The organism is Pseudorhodoplanes sp. (assembly GCF_059499825.1).
This window is the reverse complement of the sequence record NZ_JCABZI010000002.1, coordinates 505,382-528,745: the sequence shown is the minus strand read 5'-3', so window position 1 is coordinate 528,745 and position 23,364 is coordinate 505,382. Positions and strand designations below refer to the sequence as shown.

Genomic DNA, 23,364 nt, shown 5'->3' with positions numbered 1-23,364 from the left:
GGGGCGTCCGGAACAGGCAGCGGTCACTGGCGTCGAGATTCGCATGCCCGCGGCGCGCGGGCAGACCACTTAGGCGATCGGTGTCGCCGTCAAGCCGCCCTGGCGCGGCGAGGCTGAGCCGCCACCGCGCGCCGGCGCGCTGCGTCGGCGAAATGCGCGTCGAGATCGGCATCGGCGCGGCCGAACCGCCAGCCGCGGACCCGCTCGTCCCAGTCCAGCGCGCAATGCTCGCAGCGGCCGTCATGCAGCCGGAGCTCGGCGATGGTGAGTTCAACGCCGCAGCCATCCATGGCCACGACACCGGTGCAGACAAATCGGCCAGCATTTTTCATGGCGAAACCCGATGCCCAAAACGAATCACTTCACGGTTTTGAGTCTAACCGGAATTGTGAACGAAAAGGGTACGGCTTCGCCTTTTTCCCCGAGCGGCTGGCGACGGGTTCCGCCGTCTTCGGAACGCTACTCCTCGATCCTGAAGCCGGTCGATTTCACCACCGGCGTCCATTTGTCGATGTCGGCGCGCAGCCGCTTGACGAATTCGGCCTGCGAGCCGCCGGCCGGGATATAGGCGAGTTGCGTCAGCCGATCGCGGATCGCGGGCGCGGTCAGCGCCTTGCTGATCGCGGCATTGAGCTGCTCGACGATCGGCATCGGCGTGCCGGCCGGGACGAACATGCCGAACCAGTCTTCGACCACGATCCCGGCGGCGCCCTGTTCGGCGAAGGTCGGCACATCGGGGAGATATTTCGAGCGATCCTTGCCGCTGACCGCGACCGCACGCAGCTTGCCGCCCTGGATATGCGGCAGCGAGTCCGTCACGGTGGTGACGGCGACCGCGACCTGTCCGCTCAGCGCGTCCTGCAGCATCGGTGGCGCGCCGCGATAGGGGATATGGGTGAGGTCGAGCTTGGCGTGATCGGCCAGCATCGCGCCGATGAAATGCATCGGCGAGCCGGCGCTGCCATGGGCGTAGGATCCTTTCGACGGGTTCGCCTTGTACCAGGCGATCAGGTCGGCCAGCGTCTTGACGTCCTGCGGCACCGCGCCGGTGACGATCAGCGAGAATTCCAGCGTGACCAGCGGCGCGACCGGGACGAAGTCCTTGATCGGATCGTAGTTCAGTTTCGAGAAGATCAGCGGATAGAGCGTCATCATCGCCGCCGGCGTCACCAGGATGGTGGTGCCGTCCGGCGCGCTGGCTTTCGCCCGTTCGATGGCAATGCGGCCGCCGGCGCCGGAGATATTTTCAACGATCGCGGTGATGCCGAGATCGGCGCGCATTTGTTCGGCGACAAGCCGCGCCACCATGTCGACAGAGCCGCCGGCGGGAAAGCCGACCAGGAAACGGACCGGCTTCGACTTGTCGATCGTCTGCGCGAACAGCGCCGAGGTGCCGACAAGCGGGGCGGTGAGTGCGCCTGCGATTGTGAGAAGAGCTTCGCGGCGATTGATCTCGCGATTCATGGTGCGTCCTCAGTGTTTCTTGTTCTCAGAATCCGTAAAGCCCGGCCGGATTGTCGACCAGGATGCGCTTACGTTTTGCTTCATCGGCGCCGATGCGCGGCAGCCAGTCGAGCAACTCGTGCGATTGCGGCATGTTGCCGTCCCAGCAACCGACATGCGGCCAGTCGCTCGCCCACAGCAGACGCTCAGGGACTTCGGCCACCAGCGCCTGGCCGAACGGGATCAACGCCGGCCACGGAAAAATCTCGCGGGTGGAACGATGCATCGCGGACAGCTTCAGGAACGCGCGGCCCGATGACAGCAATGCGAGCAGCTCGCTAAAGCCGTCCTGATCGATGCCGCGCGCCGGGTCCCAACAATGCCCGGCCAGATGGTCGAGCACCACCGGCACCGCCAGCGTGGTGCTGGTGCGCGCGATCAGCCGCAATTCGTCGAGGCTCGAAGGCCAGATCGCGATATGCCAGCCGAGATCGGCGACGCGTTTCCCGGCGTTTTTCAGCGTGTCCTCGGTGACGTCATAGCCGAAGGCATGAGAGAGCCGGATCCCGCGGATGCCCTGCGCGTGGAATTGTCTGAGATCGGCATCCGTCATCGACGGCGTCAGCATGATGGTGCCGCGCGCTGCGTCGCCGATCTCGCGGATCGCATCGAGCGTGACCCGCAGATCGGTGCCATGCGCGGAGACATGCGCGATCACCGCGCGTTCCAGCCCCATAATGCGCAGCATGTCGAGAAAGACAGGGAGTGGGGCTTCCGGCGCGGTATAGGCGCGCTGCTCCGCCAGCGGATAGCGGTCATAGGGGCCCATGACATGGACGTGGCAGTCGGTGGCGCCCGCGGGCATTTCGAATGACGGCGCGGTGGCGCTCGGCGCCCCGGGACATGGCTTGGTCAAGCGTTCCTCATATTTCGCTATGGCGAAAATATTATCGTTATAGTGAAACCATATAAATCACGTCGCGCGCGGTCAATCCTTTGCCGGTTTAGTCGCCGCAGCGTCACACGCATCGCGTCGCCTTGCGTCTCGCGCGCGGAGCTTTGGACGGAATCCGTCCCTTCATCGTCAAGTCATCGCTCTGTCATTGCGCGGCTCTCATATCCGCGCCGCTGGCGGGCAGGGGGCCCGTCGGCCGCCTTGCGTCAGGCCAATGGGGAGCGCGCATGTCCATCCAGATCGACGGCATCACAATTCAGAACAACGCCGATTCAACGTTAGCGGGCTCGCTGACGACTCCCACAGGGACGAACGCGCTCAACGTCACATCGATCGGCGCCTATGCCAGCGGCCTCGGCGAGGAAACTGCAGAAGTCGTGGTCTACGACAAGACGCAGCAAAAGCTGTTCGTGATGGCGAATTTCGAGGATGCCGGGACCCCAGGCGACGACGGTCTCGTCCAAATTGTAGATTTCTCCAATCCGGCCGCGCCGACGCTGCTGGGTAATATCGACGTCGACGCCGTCGTCCCCGATTTCGGCGGCATCAACTCGCTGGCCGTGTCGAACAACGTGCTGGCGGTTGCGGTCGAAAACGCGGTCAAGAGCGACAATGGATTCGTCGCGTTCTTCGACGCCACCACCGGCGATCTGCTCAACATCGTCGAGGTCGGTGCGCTGCCGGACATGCTGGTGTTCACTGCCGACGGCCAGAAGCTGCTGGTCGCCAACGAGGGCGAGCGCGATACCGACACTGGTATCGATGCCCCGGGCTCGGTGTCGCTGATCGACCTGTCGGCGGGCGTGGCAAACGCCTCGGTCTCAACCACGGGCTTTGCGGCGTTCGACGGACAGGAAGCGGCGTTGCGCGCGCAGGGCGTGCGCATCACGCCCGGCAAGGACGCCTCGGTCGATCTCGAACCGGAATACATCACGATCTCGAAGGACGGCACCACGGCTTTCGTCACGCTGCAAAAAGCCAACACCGTCGCGCAATTCGATATCACCGGCACCACGCCGTTGCTGGAGCGCTTCGTGCCGCTCGGCTATGTCGACCACGCCATTGCCGGTAACGAAGGCGATTATTCCGATCGCGACGGCGCCGGCTCCGGCGGTTCGAGCCTTGGCGCGATCCAGCCAAGCCTGGCCCCGATCAAGGGCATCCTGATGCCGGATGCGATCGCCACATGGACGATCGGCGGCACCACCTATTTTGCCACCGCGAACGAGGGCGATGCCCGCAGCGACGACAGCGACATCGCGCGCCTGTCGACCCGTGATCTGAACAACGATGTGTTCGGTGCGAACGAGGCGTTACTCAAGCACGAGGATTTGGCGGGGCGCCTCAACGTCTCGACCATCGATGGCGATACGGACGGCAATCCCGCCAACGGCCTCGAGGAAATTTATGCCTTCGGCGGCCGCGGCTTCACCATCTTCAAGCAGGAATCCGACGGCGACGTCGTCAAGGTGTTCGAAAGCGGCGGCGAATTCGAAAAGATCATCGCCGAGCAATATCCGACGCTGTTCAACAACAACCAGACCGGTGACGCCTCGACCTTCGATGCGCGCTCCGACGACAAGGCAGGCGAGCCGGAAGGCATCACCGTCGCCAATCTCGGTGGACGCTTCTACGCCTTCGTTGCGCTGGAGCGGCAGGGCGGCGTGATGGTGTATGACGTCACCAATCCCGACAGCGCGGAATTCACCACGTACCTGCCGTCGTCCACGGTCCACCTTGGACCGGAAACCGTGCAGTTCATCGAGGCGGTCGACAGCCCGAACGGCAAGGCGCTGCTGCTGACCACGAACGAGATCTCAGGGACAGTCGAAGTGTTCGAGATCGAGCCGCAGCGCTACACGCTGCAGCTGCTGCATTTCGCCGACGCCGAGGCTGGACTTCTGGCCTCGACGACCGCGCCCAATCTCGCTGCGCTGGTCGATGCGTTCGACGACGATTTCTCCAACACCCTCATTCTCGCAGGCGGCGACAACTTCCTGCCGGGACCGTTCCTCGCGGCCGGTACCGATCCGAGCGTGGCCGCAGCGATCAATGCCACCACCGGTTCGACCATCGGCAGCACGGTGCCGATCGGCGCGGCCGACATCGCGATCCACAACATCATCGGGGTCGAAGCCTCGACCATCGGCAATCACGAATTCGACCTCGGCTCGAATGCGTTCGCCGCGACCTTCACGCCCGGCAGCGGCTGGGTCGGCGCCGCCTTCCCGTACATGTCCGCCAACCTCGATTTCTCCGGCGACAGCGCGTTGAACCCGCGCTTCACCAACACGCTTGACGGCGCCGGCAATCCGACCGCGACGGATGTCGCGGAAGCAAGCACGCTGAAGGGCCGGATCGCGCCCGCGACCGTGATCGAGAAGGGTGGCGAGAAAATCGGTCTCGTGGCCGCGACCACGCAGATTCTGGAGGCGATCTCGTCGCCCTCCGGCACCGAGGTGAAGGGCTTCCCGACCGGCCCCGGCGCCAATGGTGAAACAGACGACATGGACCTTCTGGCGGCGCAGCTGCAGCCGATCATCGACGAGCTGATCGCCGAGGGCATCAACAAGATCATCCTGATGGCGCATCTGCAGCAGATCGGCAACGAGCAGTTGCTCGCGTCCAAGCTGCGCGGGGTCGATATCATTCTCGCGGCCGGCTCCAATACCCGGCTCGGCGATGATGACGACGAAGCGGTGGCCTTCCCCGGCCATGACGATGTGTTCCAGGGCGACTATCCGCTGACCGTCACCGATCTCGACGGCAAGACCACGATGATCGTCAACACCGACAACGAGTTCACCTATCTCGGCCGTCTGGTGGTCGATTTCGATGCCAACGGCGACATCATCCTTGACAGCATCACGGCGAATGAGGCGATCAACGGCGCCTATGCCTCGACCGAGGAGAATGTCGCGGAAGCGTGGGGCGTCGATGTTGAGGATCTCGACACCACGGCCTTTGCCGACGGCACCAAGGGCGGCGACGTCAAGCTGATCACCGATGCGGTGCAGGGTGTTATCGACGACAAGGACGGCAACGTTTTCGGCTTCACCGATGTGTATCTCGAAGGCGAGCGCGCCTTCGTCCGCAACGAGGAAACCAATCTCGGCAACCTCTCGGCGGATGCCAACGCCTATGCTTTCAAGCAGGCGAGCGCGGGCGACGACACCTTCGTGGTATCGCTGAAGAATGGCGGCGGCATTCGCGCGCAGATCGGCTCGCTGTCGCTGCCCGATCCGGTCACCGGCGACATCGACAAGCTGCCGCCGGCCGAAAATCCTGGCGTCAAGGATGAAGGCGGCGTCTCGCAGCTCGATATCGAGAATTCGCTGCGCTTCGACAACAAGCTGATGGCGTTCGACACGAATGCGCAAGGGCTGAAGGCCATCCTCGAACACGGCGTTGCACTCTACGGCAATCAGGGTCGCTTCCCGCAGCTGGGCGGCGTCAAGTTCTCGTTCGATCCAACCGCGCCCGCCGGCAGCCGCGTGTCCGACATCGCGCTGATCGACGAGAATGGCCGGGTCATCGCCAAGCTGTACGACGATGGCGTGCTGCTCTCGGGCACACCGTCGGTCATCACCGTCGTCACGCTCTCGTTCCTGGCGCAGGGCGGCGACGGCTATCCGATGAAGGCGAACGGCTCGAACTTCCGTTATCTGCTCGAGGACGGCACGTTGTCGGCGCCGGTCGACGAGGCGCTCGACTTCACGGCGGTCCTGCCGGGCAATGCGCTCGGCGAACAGGACGCTCTTGCGGCGTACATGCAGGAATTCCACGGCACCGCGGAAACCGCCTTCAACGACGCCGACACGCCGGTGAATCTGGATACCCGCATCCAGAATATCACCCAGCGCGAGGAGGACGTGTTCGCGTCGGCACCCATCATCGGAACCAGCGGCAAAGAAGCTCTTGTCGGCGGCATCGGCGACGACACGCTCGATGGCAGCGTCGGCAAGCACAAGATGACTGGCGGCGATGGCGACGACACCTACATCGTCGGCAAGGGCAGCAAGGTGATCGAACTGGACGGCGAAGGAGTCGACACTGTCCAGACAGCGATCAACTTCCAACTGCCGAAATTCGTCGAGAACCTGATCCTGACCGGGAATGCCGACCTCAAGGGCACCGGAAACAGCGAAAACAATGTCATCACCGGAAATGCCGGCAACAACAGGCTGCCCGGCGGTAACGGCGACGACACGCTCGACGGCGGGATCGGCAACGACAGGCTCGACGGCGGCAGGGGCAACGACATCCTGACCGGCGGCGAGGGGGCGGATCGCCTGGACGGTGGCGCGGGCGACGACACCCTGCAGGGCGGAGCGGCCAACGACATCCTCACTGGCGGCTCGGGCAACGACACCCTCGAGGGCGGCCTTGGCGACGATGTCCTGAAGGGCGATTCCGGCGATGACACGCTGATTGGCGGCGCTGGCGACGATGTCATGACCGGCGGCTCCGGCAACGATACCTTCGTGTTCGCGCCCGGTTTCGGCAATGACGAAATCAGGGATTTCCGGGGCTTCATGAAGGGCGGTGGCGACGTGATCCAGTTCGACTCATCGATCTTCGCCGATTTCAATGCCGTGCTGGCCGCGACCACAGACAATGGCAACACGCTCACCATTGCCGCGGGTGCGGATTCGATCGTCCTGAAGGTCAAGGATGTCTCGCTTCTGCACGTCGACGACTTCACCTTCGTGTAAGCGTCGCGGCGTTACGGAACGACCGAACGGGCCGGCCTTGCGCCGGCCCGTTCTATTTTCTGGAAATCGGGGGACGAAATTGCGCCGCAGCGCGGGCGGAGCGGTCTAGATCCCGCGTTGCTTTTTCAGCCGGTCAATATGCGCGCCGACATCGGCCGGCAGCGTGCGTACGCCCTGTTCGCCCGCGGCCGCGAGCAGCGGTCGCAACTGCGACTGGGCGAGCCATGCCGGCTCACGCTTCGGCGGAATGATGCGCTCGAAGATCAGCACCATCAGCACGGCCAGCAGCAGAATTCGCACCGCACCCAGAACCGCTCCGGCGGTGCGGTCGGGCACGCTGACATCGTCGCCGGCGGCGAGCCCCACCGCGTTGCGCAGCAAGGCCGCTGTCACGAAGCCGACGCCCAGAAAAACCGCGGCGAACAGCGCGATGCCCGGCCCGTCCGTTGACAGCGGCTGCGTCATGATCAGCGGCGCCAGTTTCGGGGCGACCACCACGGCGACCGGCGCCGCCAGCAGATATCCGAAGATTGTCGCCAGGCTGCGCAACAGCCCGGATCGATAGCCCATGACGACGGCAACAAGCGTTGCGCCGATGACGATGGCATCGAAGATGTTCATGCGCCGCCACGCTAGCGCGGCAGCGTAAACATTCCGCTTAATCGGCTCGGTCAAACGATTCCGCAAAGATTGATCGGGCCCGGCTTGATTATCGGGCGGCGGTACTCAATCTTAACGCCGGAGCGGCATTGTTCCCGCTCGGGAGACGCCAATGCCGCTTCTGTCAATTCTGCTGAATGTGCTGTGGATCGTGTTCGGCGGCCTGTGGATGGCCATCGGCTGGTGGATCGCCACCATCCTCATGGCGATCACGATCGTCGGCCTGCCGTGGGCGCGCGCCGCTTTCAATATCGGCTTCTATGCGCTGCTGCCGTTCGGGCAGAGGGCTGTGTCGCGCGACGAGTATCTGGGCCGGGAGGATGTCGGAACCAGCGGGTTCGGGACGCTCGGCAATATCATCTGGTTGCTGCTGGCCGGCTGGTGGTTGGCGCTCGGGCATGTGATCACCGCCATCGGGCTTGCGATCACCATCATCGGCATCCCGTTCGCATGGGCGCATCTGAAGCTGGCCGGCATCGCGCTGTGGCCGATCGGCAAGATGATCGTACCGGCCGACTGACAGCGGCGAAAGCTGCGAACCCGCAGTGTCGCGTCGTGATAGTATAACAGCGCGCCCCTTTGCTAGCGTGATCCGACTCACACGATGCGGATCACGCGGAGGTTCAAATGGCACCGGTCGACGTTACGATGGTCAAATGCGCATGCAGCGATTGCATCTGCGTGGTGAACACCAAGGCGGCCGTCACCAAGAACGAGCGGCTTTACTGCAGCAAGGAATGCGCGAACCATCACAAGGACGGCGCCGGCTGCCACCATGCCGGCTGCACCTGCCACGGCTGACGAATATTACGCCTGCAGAGGCCGCCCCTGATCAGAACGCGGCGGGATAGACTCCGCCGTCGATCAGGAGGTTTTGCCCGGTGATGTAGCCTGCCTGCTCGGAACACAGGAACGCGCAGGCGGCGCCGAATTCCTCCTTGGTGCCGAAGCGCTTGGCCGGCACGCCGTTCATGCGGTTCACCCGTGCCTGCTCGTAAGACAGGTTCTGGCGCTTGGCATTTCCTTCGAGATTGGAGACGAGTCGGTCGGTATCGAAGGTGCCGGGCAGGATGAAGTTGATCGTCACATTTGACGCCGCGACCGAGCGCGCAACGCCCGCCAGAAACGCCGTCAGTCCCGCACGCGCGCCGGACGACAGGTCGAGCCCGGCCAACGGCGCCTTCACCGTAGCCGAGGTGATGTTGACGATGCGGCCGAATTTCTTGGAAATCATCGGGTCGATCGCCTTCTGGATCAGTTCGATCGCCACCACCATGTTGGCGACCACGCCGTCGATGATCTGCTCGCGCGACAATTCGCGGAAGTCGCGCATCGGCGGACCGGCATTGTTGTTCACCAGGATGTCGGGCTCGGGGCAGGCGGCGAACAGCGCCTTCTGGCCGTCGGGAGTCGCGACATCGGCGGCCACAGGGATGATTTTCGCGCCGGTGGCCTTTGCGATCTCGTCGGCGGCCGCCGCGAGCCGCGCCACGTCGCGGCCGTTGATCACGACCTCGCAGCCTTCCTGCGCCAGCGCCATGGCGCAGCCATAGCCGAGCCCGCGGCTCGAGGCACAGACGATGGCCTTGCGGCCGGCAATTCCGAAATTCATTCCGTGTCTCCGTGTCATCGCCCGCCAACGGGTCCGCGCGAAGCGCGGCCCGTGACAGGCTCCGGCGGGCGATCCAGCACTGATAGCACTTAAGCTGTGCTACTGGATGCCCCGCCTGCGCGGCGCATGACAAGAAGAAATGTGACGGGGCAGATCCGCGCGGCGATTGAACGCAGCTCGTGAGCGCGACTACGACAGCCTCGCGCCCTCGACCGCGCGCATGTCGTTGCCGCGCCATTCGAAGCCGCGGCCGAGCCAGGCATTGACGTAGAGCACCGGCAGCATCAGGTCGCGCAGCATGTAGCTTGCGATCGACCAGCGCGAGACGTGCCAGCCGGCTTTCACTGACAGCATCCATTCGGCGCCATACCAGACCGCCAGGAAAGCCAGTGCCGGCAGAAACGCCGGCAGCCCGGCCAGCAGCGCCGCCGCGACCAGCGCCGTGAGCGGGGCGAGCGAGCCGGAGACGATTTCGATCGAGAAACAGAGCGGGAAGCTTGCGCGTCGCAACCGCGCCCAGCGCCGCTGCCGCTTCCAGACATCGACCGCACGCCGATAGCCGAGCGGCTGGCGGACCGGCGGCTCCATCAGCCGCACCCGCAAGCCGAGATTGCGGACGATCTTGGTGCAGGCCGCGTCCTCCGCCGATTCGGCACCCAGTGCGCGGATGCCGCCGGCGCTCTCGAGATCGCTCTTGCGCCAGAACAGCGTCTTGCCCTGTGCGAAGCCGAAGCCGACGGAGTCGGCGAAGCATTGCCAGCGAGCCTGGTAATTGTTCAGCATCGCGCATTCGACTTCGGCGAAAAAGCCGTCGGGGCGGCAGCCGATCGGCGGCGAGCAGACGAGGCCGGTCTGCGGATCGAATTTCGACAGCAAGCGCTGGATATAGTCACGCGGCAGCAGCACGTTGCTGTCGCAGATCGCGACGAACGGATAGGTGGTCTCGCGCCAGCCCTTGAAGACGTTGTTGAGCTTGGGGTTGTCGCTGATCCGCTCGTCGCCGATGAGCAGACGCGCATCGATCCAGGGATGGTCGGCCATCAGCCGCTGCACCAGCGGCACTGCGGGATCGTCCGGGCGCGCCGCGCAGATGATCAGTTCATAGCGCGGATAGTCGAGCCGGAAGGCCGAGCGCAGCGTATCCTCGATGTAATTCTCGATGCCGCAGACCGGCAGCACGATGCTGACCGGCACCGAATCGTGCGGGGCGTCGAGGACTGGCTGATCGGGCCGGCACTTGCGCATGGCGACCGCCACGCTCGCGAGATGAAGCGCCAGCGCAAGCGCTGCGAACAGGGCCAAAGCGGGAATGACAATGCTCATTCGGTGAATTCTGCCGGGAGGCGATGACATGCTGATGACGAGTCTCAGGCATTGCGCGTAGCGCGTTGTCATCAAACGGCAATGACAATGTGAGACGAGGCGCATAACGAAACGCGAACGGCATTCATGTGCTGATGACACCGACCCGGCCGCGACACTACCGCGCGCTCTTCATTTCCGACGTGCATCTTGGCGCCCGCGGTTGCCAGGCCGGCAAGCTGCTCGACTTCCTCCGCTGGCACGAGGCCGACACGATCTACCTGGTCGGCGACATCATCGATGGCTGGGCGCTGAAGTCGAACTGGTACTGGCCGCAATCGCATAACGACGTGGTGCAGAAGCTCTTGCGCAAGGCGCGCAAGGGAAGTCGCATCGTCTATATCCCGGGCAACCACGACGAGTTCCTGCGCGGCTATTACGGCACCCATTTCGGCGGCATCGATGTGGTCGAACACGCGGTGCACAAGGGCGCGGACGGGCGCAATTACCTGATCGTGCACGGCGACCATTTCGATCTCGTGGTCACGCAGGCGCGCTGGCTCGCATTGCTGGGCGACAAGGCCTACGATTTCGCACTCACCCTCAACCGGATCCTGAACGAAATCCGCCGCGCGCTCGGCCTCGGCTATTGGTCGCTGTCGCAATGGGCGAAGCTCAAGGTCAAGAACGCGGTTTCCTATATCGGCGAATACGAGCGGGCGCTCGCGGCGGACGCGAAGAAGCACGACGCGCAGGGAGTGGTTTGCGGCCACATCCACCACGCCGTGATCCACGACGATTTCGGCATCCGCTACGTCAATTGCGGCGACTGGGTGGAAAGCTGCACCGCGGTCGCCGAGCACCATGACGGACGGCTGGAAATTATCCACTGGACCGAGGAAACGCCCTCGGTCGATATTCCCGAACTCGCCGAGATTCGGGCGGCCTGACGTCCGGAACTCGGCTATGATGGCGGACTTGATTTCCAGCCAATTGCCAGGCCGCATGCTTGGCCGATCGCCGACTTAGGTTCCCGCGAGAGTGATCCCCGATGGATGTTCGGTCCGCCCTGAGCCCCGGTGACCCGGTTGGCGGCGCGTTGCGCGATATCGCCGCCGGCGCCGTCGCTCAGGCGCAGGCGATCCTGACCGATCCGGATCGCGACCCGACTACCAAGGTGCATGACATCCGCCGTGCCCTGAAACGCTGGCGTGCGCTCCTGCGGATGATGGCCCCGCATCTCGGCGAATCCGGGCAGGCTCTGCGATTCCAGGCGCGCGACCTGGCGCGCCGCCTGACGGTGGCGCGCGATGCGCAATCGGCGATCGATGCGCTGGACGATGCGATCGAAGCCAGCGCCGGATTGCCGATCGCGCTGCCGGCGCGGTCATGCGCCACCATCCGCGGCCGGCTCGAAGCGTTGCGTGCGGAAAACGAGCGCAACATCTGGACCGAGGACATCCAGCAAAACCTGTCGGACTACCTGACCGCCGCGTCCTGGCAGGTGTCGCAGTGGGATCTTGACGCGCTCACCTTCGCCGATCTCGCCGACATGCTGACCACGACCTATCGGCGGGCACGCCGGACCTTTCCGCGAAACTGGAGCGAGGCCGAGGGCGAGGATCTGCACGATCTGCGCCGCCGGGTGGTCGAGCACCGCTATCAGATGGAACTGATCGAGCCGGTCTGGCCGCGTTTTGCGCGCCTGTGGGTGGACGAGGCGCAGCGGTTGCGGACACGGCTCGGCAAGTATCAGGATCTCGAAATGCTCACCGCGAAGGCTGAGCCGCACCAGCCGCTGGCGCATTGGCGGTCGAAACTGACGCCGATCATCGCGCACCGGCAGGCCGAGCATGTGCAGGCCGCACGGCGCCTCGCGACCCGGCTGTTCGCGGAACCGCCGAAAGGGTTCCGGCGGCGGCTCGAAGCGCTGTGGGATGCGCAGGAGGACGATTGAATTGCGCGCGGTGCGCGTTACCTTGACGCGATGGACGCCATCACTGCCGCCGATATCGAGAGCGCCGCGGGCCGGATTTCGGGTGTGGCGGTTCGCACTCCGCTGATCCGCTCGCCGCTGCTCGACGAGCGCGTCGGCGCCAGCGTCTATCTCAAGGCCGAAATTCTGCAGCGCATGGGCTCGTTCAAGTTTCGCGGCGCGTATAACCGCTGCGCGACGATCCCGTCCGAAGGCCGCCGCGCCGGCGTGGTGGCCTATTCGTCTGGCAATCATGCGCAGGGCGTTGCGGCGGCGGCGAGGCTGCTCGGGATGCCAGCAGTGATCGTGATGCCGTCCGATGCGCCGAAGCCCAAGCGCGAGCGCACCGCGGCGCTCGGCGCCGAGGTCGTGCTGTATGACCGCAACACCGAGGACCGCGCAGCGATCGCGCAGAAGATCGCCGACAGCCGCGGCGCCATCATCGTGCCGCCGTTCGACGACCCGATGGTGATTGCGGGGCAGGGCACGGTCGGGCGCGAGATCGTGCAGGACCTCGATGCGCTCGGCCTCAAGCCGGATGTGGTGGTGGTCGGCTGTTCCGGCGGCGGACTGGCCGCCGGGATTTCACTCGCGATCAAGACCATGGTGCCGGACGCCGATTTCTATACCGCCGAACCAGACGGCTTCGACGACATGGCGCGTTCGTTCGCGAGCGGGCAGCGCGAACGCAATGCGCGACTGAGCGGCACCATCTGCGATGCGCTGATGAGCAATACGCCGGGCGAACTCACCTTTCCGATCACGCAGCGGCTGATCGGCAAGGGCGTCACCGCAAGCGACAGCGAGGTCGAGGCGGCGGTGGCGTTCGCCTGGCGCGAGCTGAAGCTCGTGGTGGAGCCGGGCGGCGCGATCGGCCTGGCGGCGCTGCTGGCTGGGCGGCCGGATGTGAAGGGCAAGGTGGTGGTCGCGATCCTGTCCGGCGGCAATGTCGACCCGGACCTGTTCTCGCGCATCATCGCGGCTTAGCTCAGGTAAACAGCGCGATCTTTTCCTCGTTGGACAGCGCGTAGAAGTCGGCAAACGGGTCGCGCGGTTCTGTCTTGATGCGTTCCGCCGGCGCCGCAGCGCCGGCCGGTGCCGCGGAGTCCGGCAATTGAGGCGCCGGATATTCGATCGCGGCGGCCCGACATTCCGTAATCTCCACCGAGACGCCGTCAATCTCCGCGACGTCTGCCGATGCGACCTCGATCCGCAGCATCTCGGTTGCGAACGTCCCGGACTGCGGGGCTTCGGAGGCTGACGTCGGCTCGCCTTCTACGCTGCCGGACATCATCGCGCGGTCTTGCGATGCGGCTTCCACAAGCGGCGCATTGTCCGCCGGGGCGATATGACTGACCCCGGTCCCGTTCTCGTTTTGGGGTTGGTCCGGTTCGAGGCTTCCGGCTGTCAAAAGTCCCTCGATCCGCCGGATCGCCGTCAGCAGCGACGTGGTGTCGGCGCTCCGGTTTCGCTGCAGGAATTCCTGCAGGAACGCCCGGCCGCGCGCGCTTTCCGTCAGCGCGGTGAGAATTGTCTCATAATCCGAATCGCCTTGCGGCGAATCGTTCGGTGCCGGGGCATGATTCGCGAGCATGATTGACAATACGCGATCCCGCGACGGTTTTGCCCTGAGGGCCGCATTTTTCTACGCCGCGTCCTACGTTTTGCTCGGGGTGCATCTGCCGTTCTTTCCGGTCTGGCTGCAGGCCAGCGGCTTCGATGCCGGACAGGTCGGCGCGATCCTCGCCGCCACCGCGTTGCTGCGGGTTATTTCGGTGCCGGTCGCGACCGGCGCCGCCGACGGGCGGCTCGGCCTGCGGACCGCAATCATAACCTCGGCGATGGCGACCGCGCTTGGCTTCACCGCGCTCGGGCTGGCTTCGTTGCCATGGCTGATCGTGGCGCTGGCAGTGTTCACGGCTTTCGTCCATGTTCCGTCGGCGGCGCTGATGGATGCCTACACGCTGCGCGGATTGCGCGCGCGGGGCGCCGCCTACGGACCGGTCCGGCTGTGGGGTTCGATCTTCTTCATCCTGGCCAATCTCGGGGCGGGCGTAGCGTTCGACCTGATCGATGCCCGCAACCTGATCTGGCTGATCGCGGTCCCCGCGATGGCGGCCGCCGGCATTTCGCTGATACTGATGCCGCAGCCACCGATCGCCCCGCGCGCCGCCGGCGCCGAACCCGATCGACCGCTGTGGCGCAATCCGCGCTTCGCCGCGATTGTCGTGGCCGCGAGTCTGATCCAGTCCAGCCATGCGGTCTATTACGGCTTCTCGACCATTGCCTGGAAAGCCGCCGGCTTCGACGGCGTGGCCATCGGCGCGCTCTGGGCGCTCGGGGTGACCGCAGAAATCCTGCTGTTTGCGTTGTCGGGCCGCCTGCCGCCGCGCTTCGGGCCTATTCCGCTTTTGATCCTTGGCGGAGCGGGAGCGGCCATCCGCTGGGCCGGACTGGCCTTCGATCCGACCGGCTGGACGCTGCCGCTGCTGCAATTGCTGCACGCCCTGTCGTTCGGCGCCACCCATCTCGGCGCCGTTGCCTTCGTTGCGCACGCGGCGCCGGAAGGCCGCGGCGCAACCGCTCAGGGCTATTTCTCGGTGATGCAGGGCATCACGCTCAGCGCCTCCATGCTGCTCGCCGGCATGTTATATGAGGCGGCCGGCGTCGCGAGCTACGCGGCGATGGCGGTCATTGCGGCGATGGGCGCAGCGATTGCGGTCGTGGTTTGGATGCGGATGCCGGAGACGAGGGGTTAATCTATTCGCACGGGCGATACATCGACATCAGCTCGGAACCCGAAAGATAGACCATTTTCGGTTTCAGGCCGCCGCGCCGCTTCAGCCAGGTGCGGATTTCGCCCGGATAAATGTCCCACAGCGCCTTGGTGCCGGCCTGGCTGAGCACCGGGCGGCCGTTCCGACCGGGATTCCAGGCGGCGTGAAAGCCGAGTTGCGCCCGCTGGGTTACGCAGATGCGGTCGCGCGGCAGGACGCCCAGCACGATGGTGCAGGCCGACAGGCACGGCCCGTCGATCATGACGCGCTGGCCGGTTTTGCGAAGACTGACATACGCGTCGAGATAGGGACCGATCTGCCCGCCCTTGTCGTTGGAAATGCGGACAAGTGCGTGGGCATCCGCAGTTAACACGGCAGCGAATATTGCGCCGCAGATCGCAGCACGCAGCTTCATTCCCCGCGCTCCCAAAAGGTCCCGGGCAAAAGTTAGACGGGAATGGAGCCGGTTGCCAAGCGGTTAAAGGCAATTGCGCGGCCGTGTGCACAATCGGCAACAATGGCGATGGATCGCCTGGTTTCGCCTTACGCGGAGCCAAGCGCCCGGCGCAGCGCGCGCTCCAGATCGCTCAATGCAAACGGTTTTTGCAGGATCGGAACCGCGTTCAATCCGTCCGGAACACTGCTTGCGCCATAGCCTGTGGCAAAGACGAAAGCGATGCCGCGGGCCTTGATCGCTTCCGCGATCGGAAACGTGCGCAGTCCGTTCAGATTGACGTCGAGAATTGCGACGTCGAAGGACAGGTCCTTCGCCTTCGTGAAAGCGTCGTCGAACCGGGTGGCCACTCCGGCAAGCTCGCAGCCGAGATCGGCAAGCGCGTCCTCGACCAGCATGACGATCAGCGCCTCGTCCTCGACCAGGAAAACCCGCCGTCCCGCGAGATCGGGCAATGTGTCGATCACAACCGCTCCTGTCGGGCCAGCCGCTTCAATGCGAACCGGAGATTTCTTGCAATGGAGCGTCGATGGCGCATTCGAGGCCGGCATCGTTGAACGTCAGACGGGCCTCGCCGGCAATATCCTGCGACAGGCCGCGTTCGACCAGGCGCGATCCGAAGCCGCGGCGGGCGGGCGGTTGCACCGCCGGACCGCCGCTTTCCCGCCAGCGCAGCTCGAAACGCTGCGCTTGCGGATCGACGCGCCAGTCGAGCGAAACCCGGCCGCTATCGTTCGACAGCGCGCCGTATTTGACCGCGTTGGTGGCGAGTTCATGGAATGCGAGCGACAGCGCCAGCACGGCTTTCGGCCGCAGCCGCAACCGCTGGCCGTCAACACTGAAACGATCCTGTCCGGAACGGCCGCGATAGGGCGCGATCGCGCCATTCACAACGTCCACAAGGTCGGCGCCTTCCCAATGCTGACGCGTCAGAACGTCGTGCGATTTCGACAGCGCGATCAGGCGCGCCTCGAATGCGGCGCGTCCCTCGGGCAAGCTGTTCGCGTTGCGCAGGCTTTGGGTGGCGAAGGATTGCACGGTGGTCAGCGTATTCTTGACCCGGTGGTTGATCTCGTCGACCAGCAGCTGTTGCCGCCGCTCGGCGACCTTGCGCTCGGTGATGTCCTGAATGAGCTTGATCAGATGCAGCGGCCGGCCGGCCTTGTCGTGGGTGAGGGACACGCTGTTCTGGACCCAGATCACTGAGCCATCTTTTCTCAGGTAGCGCTTTTCGATCACGAAATCGGAGCGGTCGCCATGCTGGAGATCCGCGAGCAGCGCGTTCATGGCGGCACGATCGTCCGGATGGGTCAGTTCCAGCGAATTGAGCGTGCGCAATTCGGCGGCGTCGTAGCCGCACAATTCGCTGAAGGCGTCGTTGCATTCGATGAAGCGCCCCTCGGGTTTCAGGACGGCGACCCCGATCGCGGGTGACTCGAACACGCCGCGCAGACGCTCCTCGCTCTGACGCAGCGCCTCCTCGGCGGCCTGGCGGCGTTCGTCACTATCGGCCCGCTCCAGGCTGAAGCCGAGTTGGCGCGAGACGATGACGGCGAGATCAATCCGGCGCCGGTCGAATTGCTGCACATTGTCGTAATAGGCCATGAACTTGCCGCACAGCGTGCCGCCGCAGGTGAGCGGAAGGAATGCGAGCGCGCGGATGCCTTCGGATCGCAAAGTGTCCCGCAATGCGTCCGGCAAATCGGACTGGTCGATATCGGCGACGAAAATCGGCTCGGGTTCGGTTTCGCCTTGAGCCCATGGCGAGTGGCCGTCGACCGCGTTGCGGTAGCTGTCCGAAAGTCCGCGCCACGCAACAAAACGCATCACGCCATCGCGGTCGAACCGCAGGATGGACGCGGCCTTGCAGTCCAGCGTGTCGATAATGGCATCGAGCCCCGCATCGTAACTGTCGTCCAGCGAGCCCGCGCGGTAGAGCCTGTCGGTGAAGCGGAACAGCGCTTCCTGTTCGCGCGCGCGCCGCGCCAGCGCCCCTTCAGGCTGGTCGGTTGGACCGGCTGCTGAGTTTTCCGAGGGGGCAGGGGACGGTTCTGGATCTGCTGCTGAATTGCGGGGGTCCAGCATCGCTGGCCATTCTCTCCCGTCTTGTTGTGAAACCGGTTTTACGGTCTGTGCCGGTTGACGACACCGACGCGTGACGCTCAAACGCCTAACCCCGGTAGTGGTTCCAATCTACCTTTAACTTCCTCGCCCTTCATCCCCAAAGTGTGGGTGACGCGGGATACACTACGCTGCCCTGATAGACGAGTCCGTCCGGCCGGTCGCGGGCCAGCAGCAGCGGACCGTCGAGATCGACGACGCGCGCGGTCTGCGCGATCAGGATCGCGGGCGCCATCGATAGCGAGGTCGCGACCATGCAGCCGGCCATGATGTCGAGCCCGAGCCGCCGCGCTTCCGCCGCCATGCCGAGCGCTTCGGTCAGCCCGCCGGTCTTGTCGAGCTTGATGTTGACGGCGTCGTATTTGCCGATCAGCGCTGCAAGCGAGGCGCGATCGTGCGCGCTCTCGTCGGCACAGACCGGAACGGGGCGGGCGGTGCCGCGCAACGGTTCGTCGGCATCCGCCGGCAGCGGTTGTTCCACTAGCGTGACCCCGGCTTTCGCACAGGCGTCGAGATTGGCGGCCAGATTGTCCGGGCGCCATCCTTCATTGGCGTCGACGATGAGTTCCGTCTGCGGCACCGCATCGCGGATGGCGGCGATGCGCTCGCCATCACCATCGGCGCCGAGCTTGATTTTCAGAAGCGGGCGCGCGCCGGCATCGCGCGCCGCGTTCGCCATCGCCTCGGGCGTGCCGAGCGAGATCGTGAAGGCGGTGGTCAGCCGATGCGGCGCTGCCAATCCGGCCAATGCCCAGGCCGGTTGTCCGGCCCGCTTCGCCGCCAGATCCCAATAGGCGCAATCGAGCGCATTGCGTGCGGCCCCGGCGGGCATCGCCCGCTGCAGATCGTCGCGGGTCAGCCCGTCCGCCACGCTTTGGACCATGTGTTCGAGCGTTGCTGCGACGTTTTCCGGGCTCTCGCCGTAGCGCGCATAGGGAACGCACTCGCCGCGCCCGAGCAAGCCGTTCTGCGAAAGTTCCGCGACGACGACCCTGGCCTCGGTCTTGGCGCCGCGGCTGATGGTAAACTGTCCCGCGATGGGCCAGGTTTCGATGCTGATTGTGAGCTGTGGCCCGGCAGGGTTAACCATGTGTTTAAGGCTTTGTTAACGTCTCTCGACAGCCGGAGGCGCTCTGTTAAGTATGTGACGGAAATGCGGTTTTTCTCAAGGTGGCACAAGGGGCGGCCGGACGCGGGGCCGCGACGTCAGGCTGCCTGGAGCCGTCCGGGGCTTGCGGGGCGGGGAGTACGATGAGTTCTGAAGCTTTGCTCGCCGCGTCGGTAAGCGGCGACCGGCTGGACCTGTTGGCAGGGGGCGACTGGACCGCGGATCGTGCAAACGATCTGGAACGTCTGGTCATGGCAGCGGCATTGCCGCCGAATACGCCGATCAAGACCGTTCGCGTCAACATGCGGGATGTCGCCAAGCTCGACACCTATGGCGCCTGGCTGCTGGAGCGGCTGCTGCGCGGTTCGCGCGAGCGGGGCGCGGCGACCGTTGTGATCAATCTCGCCGACCAGTTCCGCACCATCGTCGAGACCGTACATCAGACCACGGAACTGCCCGATCCGGAGCGGATCAGGCGCAAGAGCGTGACCGACTGGCTCGCGACCGTCGGCGAGAATATCGCCGAAGTCGGCACGTCGGCTGTCCTTTTCGTGCAGATGCTGGGCGCGGTCGCATTCGCGTTCCTGCGGATATTCTGGCGGCCGCGCACCTTCCGCTTCACCTCGCTGGTGAACCAGATCGACCTGGTCGGCTGGCGCGCGGTGCCGATCATCGTCCTGATCACCTTCCTGATCGGCGCGATCCTGGCGCAGCAGGGCATCTTCCATTTCCGGCGCTTCGGTGCAGACATTTTCGTCGTCGATATGGTCGGCATCTTGGTGCTGCGCGAAGTCGGCGTGCTGATCGTCTGCATCATGGTCGCCGGCCGGTCGGGATCGGCCTACACCGCCGAACTTGGCTCGATGAAGATGCGCGAGGAGATCGACGCGCTGCAGACCATGGGCTTCGACCCGATCAGCGTGCTGGTGCTGCCGCGCATCCTGGCGCTGGTGATCGCGGTTCCGATCCTGACCTTTCTCGGGGAAATGTCGGCGCTCTATGGCGCAGGGCTGGTCGCTTCGCTGTATGGCGGGATCCAGCCGGAAGTCTTTCTGCAGCGGCTGCGCGAGGTGATCTCGCTCAATCACTTCATGGTCGGCATGATCAAGGCGCCGTTCATGGCGATGGTGATCGGCATCGTTGCCTGCGTGCGCGGGCTGGAGACCAAGGGCTCGGCGGAATCGCTCGGCGCCCAGACCACTGCGGCGGTGGTGCAGGCGATCTTTCTGGTGATCGTGCTGGACGGCATCTTCGCCGTGTTCTTCGCTGCGATCGACAAATAGGCGAGGGGAACCATCTCGATGTCAGATACCGGCTTCGATATCCTGTCGCTGTTCGACGACGGCCCGGAGCCGCAACTCGACATTTCGCAGGACATCGCGCTGCGGGTGCGCAACCTGCAGGTCAAGTTCCGGCGCCAGCATGTGCTGAAAGGCGTCAATTTCGACGTCAAGCGCGGCGAGGTGCTGGGATTCGTCGGCGCATCCGGCGCCGGCAAGTCGGTGCTGCTGCGGACCATGATCGGCCTCATTCAGCCGACCTCCGGCACAATCGAAGTGTTCGGACAGGAATTCTCCAAGGCCAAGGAATTGCGCGAGCAATTGATCGAACGGCATTGGGGCATACTGTTCCAGCACGGCGCGCTGTTCTCGGCGCTGACGGTGCGTCAGAACGTGCAATTCCCGATGCGCGAATATCTCGACCTGTCGCCGCGACTGCTCGACGAGGTCGCCGCCGCCAAACTCAAGATGGTGGGCCTGCCGCCGGAAGCCCTGAACAAGATGCCGTCGGAACTTTCGGGCGGCATGATCAAGCGCGTGGCGCTGGCGCGGGCGCTGGCACTCGATCCGGCGATCGTTTTTCTGGACGAGCCGACATCCGGCCTCGATCCGATCAGCGCCGGCGAATTCGATAACCTGATCAGGACGTTGCAGCGCACTTTGGGGCTCACCGTTTTCATGGTAACGCATGACCTCGACTCCCTGCATTCCGTCTGCGACAGGATCGCTGTTCTGGCCGACGGCAAGGTGATTGCCGCAGGGCCGATGTCGACAATGCTGGCCTCGGAACATCCGTGGCTGAAGGCTTACTTCCGCGGCAAACGTGGCCGTGTCGGCTCAACGATGTGAGGTTGGCGTATGGAAACCCGGGCAAATTACATCCTGATCGGCTGCTTCACGCTGGCAGTCATTCTGGGTGCGTTCGGCTTCGTGTACTGGTTCCATCATGTCGGCGGCACCGGCGAACGCATGACCTATAACGTGGTGTTCAATGGTCCGATCGGCGGTCTGCGATCCGGCGCGTCGGTGACCTTCAACGGCATCCGCGTCGGCGAAGTCACCGCGCTATCGCTCGACCCCAAGGATCCGAAAAACTCCGTCGCCACGATCTCGATCGACACCACGACGCCGGTCCGCGCCGACACCGAGGTGTCGCTGGATTCCCAGGGCCTGACCGGCATTTCGGTGCTGGCGCTGCGTGGCGGATCGTCGACCGCAGGACCGGTCACCGCGAAGCTCGACGACGTGCCGCTGCTGACCGCTGGTTCCAGCGCGTCGCAGGACATGATGGCGGCCGCGCGCGACGTGGCGCGGCGGATCGATACGGTGCTCTTGGAAAACCAGCAGGCGCTGAAGAACTCGCTGAAGAATATCGAGACCTTCACCGACATGCTGGCGAAGAATTCGGACTCGCTGTCGAAGTCGGTGAAGAACATCGAGTCATTCACCAACGCGCTGTCGAAAAATTCGGAGAAGGTCGACGGCATTCTCGCCGGTGCTGACCGCGTTCTCGGCAATTTCGAAAACCTCACCGCGGAGAAGGGCGACGTGCCCGAAGCGGTTCGTGCGTTCAAGACGCTCGCGGAGAATCTCGACAAGCGGCTCGAAGGCCTGATCGTCGACGGTCGCCGCACGCTGAATACGGTCGATCGCGCGGTGCGCAATTTCGACGAGAACCCGTCGCGCATTATCTTCGGCGGCGGCAGACCGGCGACGCCGCAGCCGCGGCGGCAATAGACTACGCAGCAGCGTTTACACCGACAGCGCAGGGCGAAAGGCCGGCCGGATTCTCATCCGGCCGGCCTTTGCCTTTTGCGTCTGGGCGGCGCGGGGCATGCGGTGCGTCCGCTTGACCGCTGCTGCGGCGCTCCACTACGATTCGCACAACCGGCCAATCTTACGCCGTAGCGAAAAATAGCAGCCGCGTCAGGCGGCTGCGTGGGGAGGACGCTCATGGTCTCTGCCGCATTGCGTGCAATCGCTTCCGCTGTCGTAATGTTCGCCGCACCTTTTGCGGCAAGCGCGCAGGACTTCCCGACGCGTCCGATCACCATCGTGCTGCCATATCCGCCGGGCGCGTCGACCGAACAGGTGGCGCGCATGGTGCAGCCGATCATGCAGGAGCGGCTGAAGCAGCCGATCGTGATCGAGAACAAGCCCGGCGGCAATGGCAGCATCGGCACGCTTGCGGTCGCGCGCGCGGCGCCGGACGGTTACACCATCCTGCTCACCACCAATGCGCTGATGACGATCGTGCCGAATGTGCAGACCATGCCGTTCGACCCGCTGAAAGACTTCGCGCCGCTGACGACCGCCATTCGCGGCATTCTCGGAATTGCCGTCAACCCGAAGGTACCGGCGAACAATGTCGCCGAGTTCATTGCCTATGTGAAAGCCAATCCGAAGAAGGTGCATTACGGCACCGCCGGCATTGGTAGTCCGCAGCATATGGCCGGCCTGTTGCTGAACCGCGAAGCCGGCACCGATCTGATCCATGTGCCCTACAAGGGCGGCGGCCCGGCGGTGAACGATGCCATGGGCGGACATGTCGAGGCGGTGATTGCGACGATCTCATCCACTCTCGGGCAGCACAAGGGCGGATTGCTGCGGATCATCGGCATCGGCGAGAAGGAGCGGTTCGCCGGCCAGCCGGATATCCAGGCGATCGCCGAGACGGTGCCGGGCTTCGAGGCGACGTCGTGGCTTGCCTTCTATGCGCCGGCCGGTACGCCGAAAGCCGCGATCGACGTGCTCAACCGCGAACTGGTTTACGCACTGAATACGCCCGAGGTGAAAAAGAAGCTGTTCGATCTCGGATTGCCGGTGGTCGCCGACACGCCGGAGGAACTTGGACGCCGCACCCGCGACGAACTCAAATTGTGGGGCGATGTCGCCCGCGCCATGAACGTGCGGGTGGAGTAGGGCGAGCCGGACGGGTCGCGGCCAGGGGGCCGTTTCTCGC

General features: G+C 64.6%; 22 protein-coding genes. 11 read left to right on the top strand and 11 right to left on the bottom strand.

The window, feature by feature from the left end; all coding sequences use genetic code 11:
* Nucleotides 1-89: 89 nt before the first annotated feature.
* The 3 genes from AC5I5I_RS05970 to AC5I5I_RS05960 all read right to left on the bottom strand — a co-directional run bounded on the left by AC5I5I_RS05970 (nucleotide 90) and on the right by AC5I5I_RS05960 (nucleotide 2,359).
* Nucleotides 90-332: a hypothetical protein gene (locus tag AC5I5I_RS05970; RefSeq protein ID WP_495970867.1), complete on the bottom strand. Its 243-nt coding sequence runs from the start codon at nucleotides 330-332 to the stop codon at nucleotides 90-92.
* Nucleotides 333-459: 127 nt separating this feature from the next.
* Nucleotides 460-1,464: a Bug family tripartite tricarboxylate transporter substrate binding protein gene (locus tag AC5I5I_RS05965; protein ID WP_495970865.1), complete on the bottom strand. Its 1,005-nt coding sequence runs from the start codon at nucleotides 1,462-1,464 to the stop codon at nucleotides 460-462.
* 25 nt (nucleotides 1,465-1,489) lie between these two features.
* Complete coding sequence (locus AC5I5I_RS05960) at nucleotides 1,490-2,359, bottom strand: amidohydrolase family protein (protein ID WP_495970863.1); 870 nt, start codon at nucleotides 2,357-2,359, stop codon at nucleotides 1,490-1,492.
* Nucleotides 2,360-2,625: 266 nt separating this feature from the next.
* Between AC5I5I_RS05960 and AC5I5I_RS05955 the strand changes: the two genes are divergently transcribed.
* Entirely contained in the window at nucleotides 2,626-7,113 is a 4,488-nt protein-coding gene (locus AC5I5I_RS05955; protein ID WP_495970861.1) for a choice-of-anchor I family protein, read from the top strand.
* Nucleotides 7,114-7,218: 105 nt separating this feature from the next.
* On the opposite strand, the gene AC5I5I_RS05950 is transcribed toward AC5I5I_RS05955, so the two are convergent.
* On the bottom strand, nucleotides 7,219-7,734 hold the full coding sequence (locus AC5I5I_RS05950; protein ID WP_495970859.1) for a CvpA family protein: 516 nt from the start codon (nucleotides 7,732-7,734) through the stop codon (nucleotides 7,219-7,221).
* A 151-nt stretch (nucleotides 7,735-7,885) separates the two neighbouring features.
* Between AC5I5I_RS05950 and AC5I5I_RS05945 the strand changes: the two genes are divergently transcribed.
* The gene (locus AC5I5I_RS05945; RefSeq protein ID WP_495970857.1) at nucleotides 7,886-8,293 is read left to right on the top strand and encodes a YccF domain-containing protein; all 408 of its coding nucleotides are present in this window, start codon (nucleotides 7,886-7,888) and stop codon (nucleotides 8,291-8,293) included.
* 107 nt (nucleotides 8,294-8,400) lie between these two features.
* Nucleotides 8,401-8,574, top strand: coding sequence for a metallothionein (locus tag AC5I5I_RS05940; protein ID WP_495970855.1), 174 nt, complete (start codon nucleotides 8,401-8,403; stop codon nucleotides 8,572-8,574).
* Between the two features lie 31 nt (nucleotides 8,575-8,605).
* Here AC5I5I_RS05940 and AC5I5I_RS05935 read toward each other — a convergent pair whose 3' ends face one another.
* Complete coding sequence (locus AC5I5I_RS05935; protein WP_495970853.1) at nucleotides 8,606-9,385, bottom strand: SDR family oxidoreductase; 780 nt, start codon at nucleotides 9,383-9,385, stop codon at nucleotides 8,606-8,608.
* 189 nt (nucleotides 9,386-9,574) lie between these two features.
* The gene (locus AC5I5I_RS05930) at nucleotides 9,575-10,708 is read right to left on the bottom strand and encodes a glycosyltransferase (protein WP_495970851.1); all 1,134 of its coding nucleotides are present in this window, start codon (nucleotides 10,706-10,708) and stop codon (nucleotides 9,575-9,577) included.
* A gap of 134 nt (nucleotides 10,709-10,842) precedes the next feature.
* Between AC5I5I_RS05930 and AC5I5I_RS05925 the strand changes: the two genes are divergently transcribed.
* The 3 genes from AC5I5I_RS05925 to AC5I5I_RS05915 all read left to right on the top strand — a co-directional run bounded on the left by AC5I5I_RS05925 (nucleotide 10,843) and on the right by AC5I5I_RS05915 (nucleotide 13,649).
* A complete protein-coding gene (locus AC5I5I_RS05925; RefSeq protein ID WP_495970849.1) occupies nucleotides 10,843-11,637 on the top strand; it encodes a UDP-2,3-diacylglucosamine diphosphatase in 795 nt (264 codons plus the stop codon).
* 101 nt (nucleotides 11,638-11,738) lie between these two features.
* On the top strand, nucleotides 11,739-12,644 hold the full coding sequence (locus tag AC5I5I_RS05920) for a CHAD domain-containing protein (RefSeq protein WP_495970847.1): 906 nt from the start codon (nucleotides 11,739-11,741) through the stop codon (nucleotides 12,642-12,644).
* A 30-nt stretch (nucleotides 12,645-12,674) separates the two neighbouring features.
* A complete protein-coding gene (locus AC5I5I_RS05915; protein WP_495970845.1) occupies nucleotides 12,675-13,649 on the top strand; it encodes a threonine ammonia-lyase in 975 nt (324 codons plus the stop codon).
* A 1-nt stretch (nucleotide 13,650) separates the two neighbouring features.
* Here AC5I5I_RS05915 and AC5I5I_RS05910 read toward each other — a convergent pair whose 3' ends face one another.
* Nucleotides 13,651-14,256: a hypothetical protein gene (locus AC5I5I_RS05910; RefSeq protein ID WP_495970843.1), complete on the bottom strand. Its 606-nt coding sequence runs from the start codon at nucleotides 14,254-14,256 to the stop codon at nucleotides 13,651-13,653.
* On the opposite strand from AC5I5I_RS05910, the gene AC5I5I_RS05905 reads away from it, so the two are divergent.
* Entirely contained in the window at nucleotides 14,255-15,421 is a 1,167-nt protein-coding gene (locus AC5I5I_RS05905; RefSeq protein WP_495970841.1) for an MFS transporter, read from the top strand. The genes AC5I5I_RS05910 and AC5I5I_RS05905 overlap by 2 nt on opposite strands.
* 1 nt (nucleotide 15,422) lies before the next feature.
* On the opposite strand, the gene AC5I5I_RS05900 is transcribed toward AC5I5I_RS05905, so the two are convergent.
* The 4 genes from AC5I5I_RS05900 to dgcA all read right to left on the bottom strand — a co-directional run bounded on the left by AC5I5I_RS05900 (nucleotide 15,423) and on the right by dgcA (nucleotide 19,104).
* Nucleotides 15,423-15,854 (bottom strand): hypothetical protein, encoded by a 432-nt coding sequence (locus tag AC5I5I_RS05900; RefSeq protein WP_495970839.1) that lies wholly within the window; start codon nucleotides 15,852-15,854, stop codon nucleotides 15,423-15,425.
* Between the two features lie 128 nt (nucleotides 15,855-15,982).
* Nucleotides 15,983-16,360 carry a response regulator gene (locus AC5I5I_RS05895; protein WP_495970837.1) on the bottom strand — a complete coding sequence of 126 codons (378 nt, stop codon included), beginning with the start codon at nucleotides 16,358-16,360 and terminating at the stop codon, nucleotides 15,983-15,985.
* A gap of 25 nt (nucleotides 16,361-16,385) precedes the next feature.
* Complete coding sequence (locus AC5I5I_RS05890) at nucleotides 16,386-17,978, bottom strand: sensor histidine kinase (RefSeq protein ID WP_495970835.1); 1,593 nt, start codon at nucleotides 17,976-17,978, stop codon at nucleotides 16,386-16,388.
* Between the two features lie 130 nt (nucleotides 17,979-18,108).
* Entirely contained in the window at nucleotides 18,109-19,104 is a 996-nt protein-coding gene (gene dgcA / locus AC5I5I_RS05885; protein ID WP_495970833.1) for an N-acetyl-D-Glu racemase DgcA, read from the bottom strand.
* 161 nt (nucleotides 19,105-19,265) lie between these two features.
* On the opposite strand from dgcA, the gene AC5I5I_RS05880 reads away from it, so the two are divergent.
* The 4 genes from AC5I5I_RS05880 (at nucleotide 19,266) to AC5I5I_RS05865 (ending at nucleotide 23,324) form a co-directional block, all read left to right on the top strand.
* The gene (locus AC5I5I_RS05880; RefSeq protein WP_495970831.1) at nucleotides 19,266-20,405 is read left to right on the top strand and encodes an ABC transporter permease; all 1,140 of its coding nucleotides are present in this window, start codon (nucleotides 19,266-19,268) and stop codon (nucleotides 20,403-20,405) included.
* An 18-nt stretch (nucleotides 20,406-20,423) separates the two neighbouring features.
* A complete protein-coding gene (locus AC5I5I_RS05875) occupies nucleotides 20,424-21,251 on the top strand; it encodes an ABC transporter ATP-binding protein (protein WP_495970829.1) in 828 nt (275 codons plus the stop codon).
* A gap of 9 nt (nucleotides 21,252-21,260) precedes the next feature.
* Nucleotides 21,261-22,139: an MlaD family protein gene (locus tag AC5I5I_RS05870; protein ID WP_495970827.1), complete on the top strand. Its 879-nt coding sequence runs from the start codon at nucleotides 21,261-21,263 to the stop codon at nucleotides 22,137-22,139.
* A 216-nt stretch (nucleotides 22,140-22,355) separates the two neighbouring features.
* Nucleotides 22,356-23,324, top strand: a complete 969-nt coding sequence (locus AC5I5I_RS05865) for a Bug family tripartite tricarboxylate transporter substrate binding protein (RefSeq protein ID WP_495970825.1) — start codon at nucleotides 22,356-22,358, stop codon at nucleotides 23,322-23,324.
* The last annotated feature ends 40 nt before the right edge of the window (nucleotides 23,325-23,364 follow it).

Coding starts and splice junctions, on each gene's coding strand:
- AC5I5I_RS05970 (WP_495970867.1), bottom strand. CDS start 332: ATGAAAAATGCTGGCCGATTTGTCTGCACCGGTGTCGTGGCCATGGAT.
- AC5I5I_RS05965 (WP_495970865.1), bottom strand. CDS start 1,464: ATGAATCGCGAGATCAATCGCCGCGAAGCTCTTCTCACAATCGCAGGC.
- AC5I5I_RS05955 (WP_495970861.1), top strand. CDS start 2,626: ATGTCCATCCAGATCGACGGCATCACAATTCAGAACAACGCCGATTCA.
- AC5I5I_RS05950 (WP_495970859.1), bottom strand. CDS start 7,734: ATGAACATCTTCGATGCCATCGTCATCGGCGCAACGCTTGTTGCCGTC.
- AC5I5I_RS05945 (WP_495970857.1), top strand. CDS start 7,886: ATGCCGCTTCTGTCAATTCTGCTGAATGTGCTGTGGATCGTGTTCGGC.
- AC5I5I_RS05940 (WP_495970855.1), top strand. CDS start 8,401: ATGGCACCGGTCGACGTTACGATGGTCAAATGCGCATGCAGCGATTGC.
- AC5I5I_RS05935 (WP_495970853.1), bottom strand. CDS start 9,385: ATGAATTTCGGAATTGCCGGCCGCAAGGCCATCGTCTGTGCCTCGAGC.
- AC5I5I_RS05930 (WP_495970851.1), bottom strand. CDS start 10,708: ATGAGCATTGTCATTCCCGCTTTGGCCCTGTTCGCAGCGCTTGCGCTG.
- AC5I5I_RS05925 (WP_495970849.1), top strand. CDS start 10,843: ATGACACCGACCCGGCCGCGACACTACCGCGCGCTCTTCATTTCCGAC.
- AC5I5I_RS05920 (WP_495970847.1), top strand. CDS start 11,739: ATGGATGTTCGGTCCGCCCTGAGCCCCGGTGACCCGGTTGGCGGCGCG.
- AC5I5I_RS05915 (WP_495970845.1), top strand. CDS start 12,675: ATGGACGCCATCACTGCCGCCGATATCGAGAGCGCCGCGGGCCGGATT.
- AC5I5I_RS05905 (WP_495970841.1), top strand. CDS start 14,255: ATGATTGACAATACGCGATCCCGCGACGGTTTTGCCCTGAGGGCCGCA.
- AC5I5I_RS05910 (WP_495970843.1), bottom strand. CDS start 14,256: ATGCTCGCGAATCATGCCCCGGCACCGAACGATTCGCCGCAAGGCGAT.
- AC5I5I_RS05900 (WP_495970839.1), bottom strand. CDS start 15,854: ATGAAGCTGCGTGCTGCGATCTGCGGCGCAATATTCGCTGCCGTGTTA.
- AC5I5I_RS05890 (WP_495970835.1), bottom strand. CDS start 17,978: ATGCTGGACCCCCGCAATTCAGCAGCAGATCCAGAACCGTCCCCTGCC.
- dgcA (WP_495970833.1), bottom strand. CDS start 19,104: ATGGTTAACCCTGCCGGGCCACAGCTCACAATCAGCATCGAAACCTGG.
- AC5I5I_RS05880 (WP_495970831.1), top strand. CDS start 19,266: ATGAGTTCTGAAGCTTTGCTCGCCGCGTCGGTAAGCGGCGACCGGCTG.
- AC5I5I_RS05875 (WP_495970829.1), top strand. CDS start 20,424: ATGTCAGATACCGGCTTCGATATCCTGTCGCTGTTCGACGACGGCCCG.
- AC5I5I_RS05870 (WP_495970827.1), top strand. CDS start 21,261: ATGGAAACCCGGGCAAATTACATCCTGATCGGCTGCTTCACGCTGGCA.
- AC5I5I_RS05865 (WP_495970825.1), top strand. CDS start 22,356: ATGGTCTCTGCCGCATTGCGTGCAATCGCTTCCGCTGTCGTAATGTTC.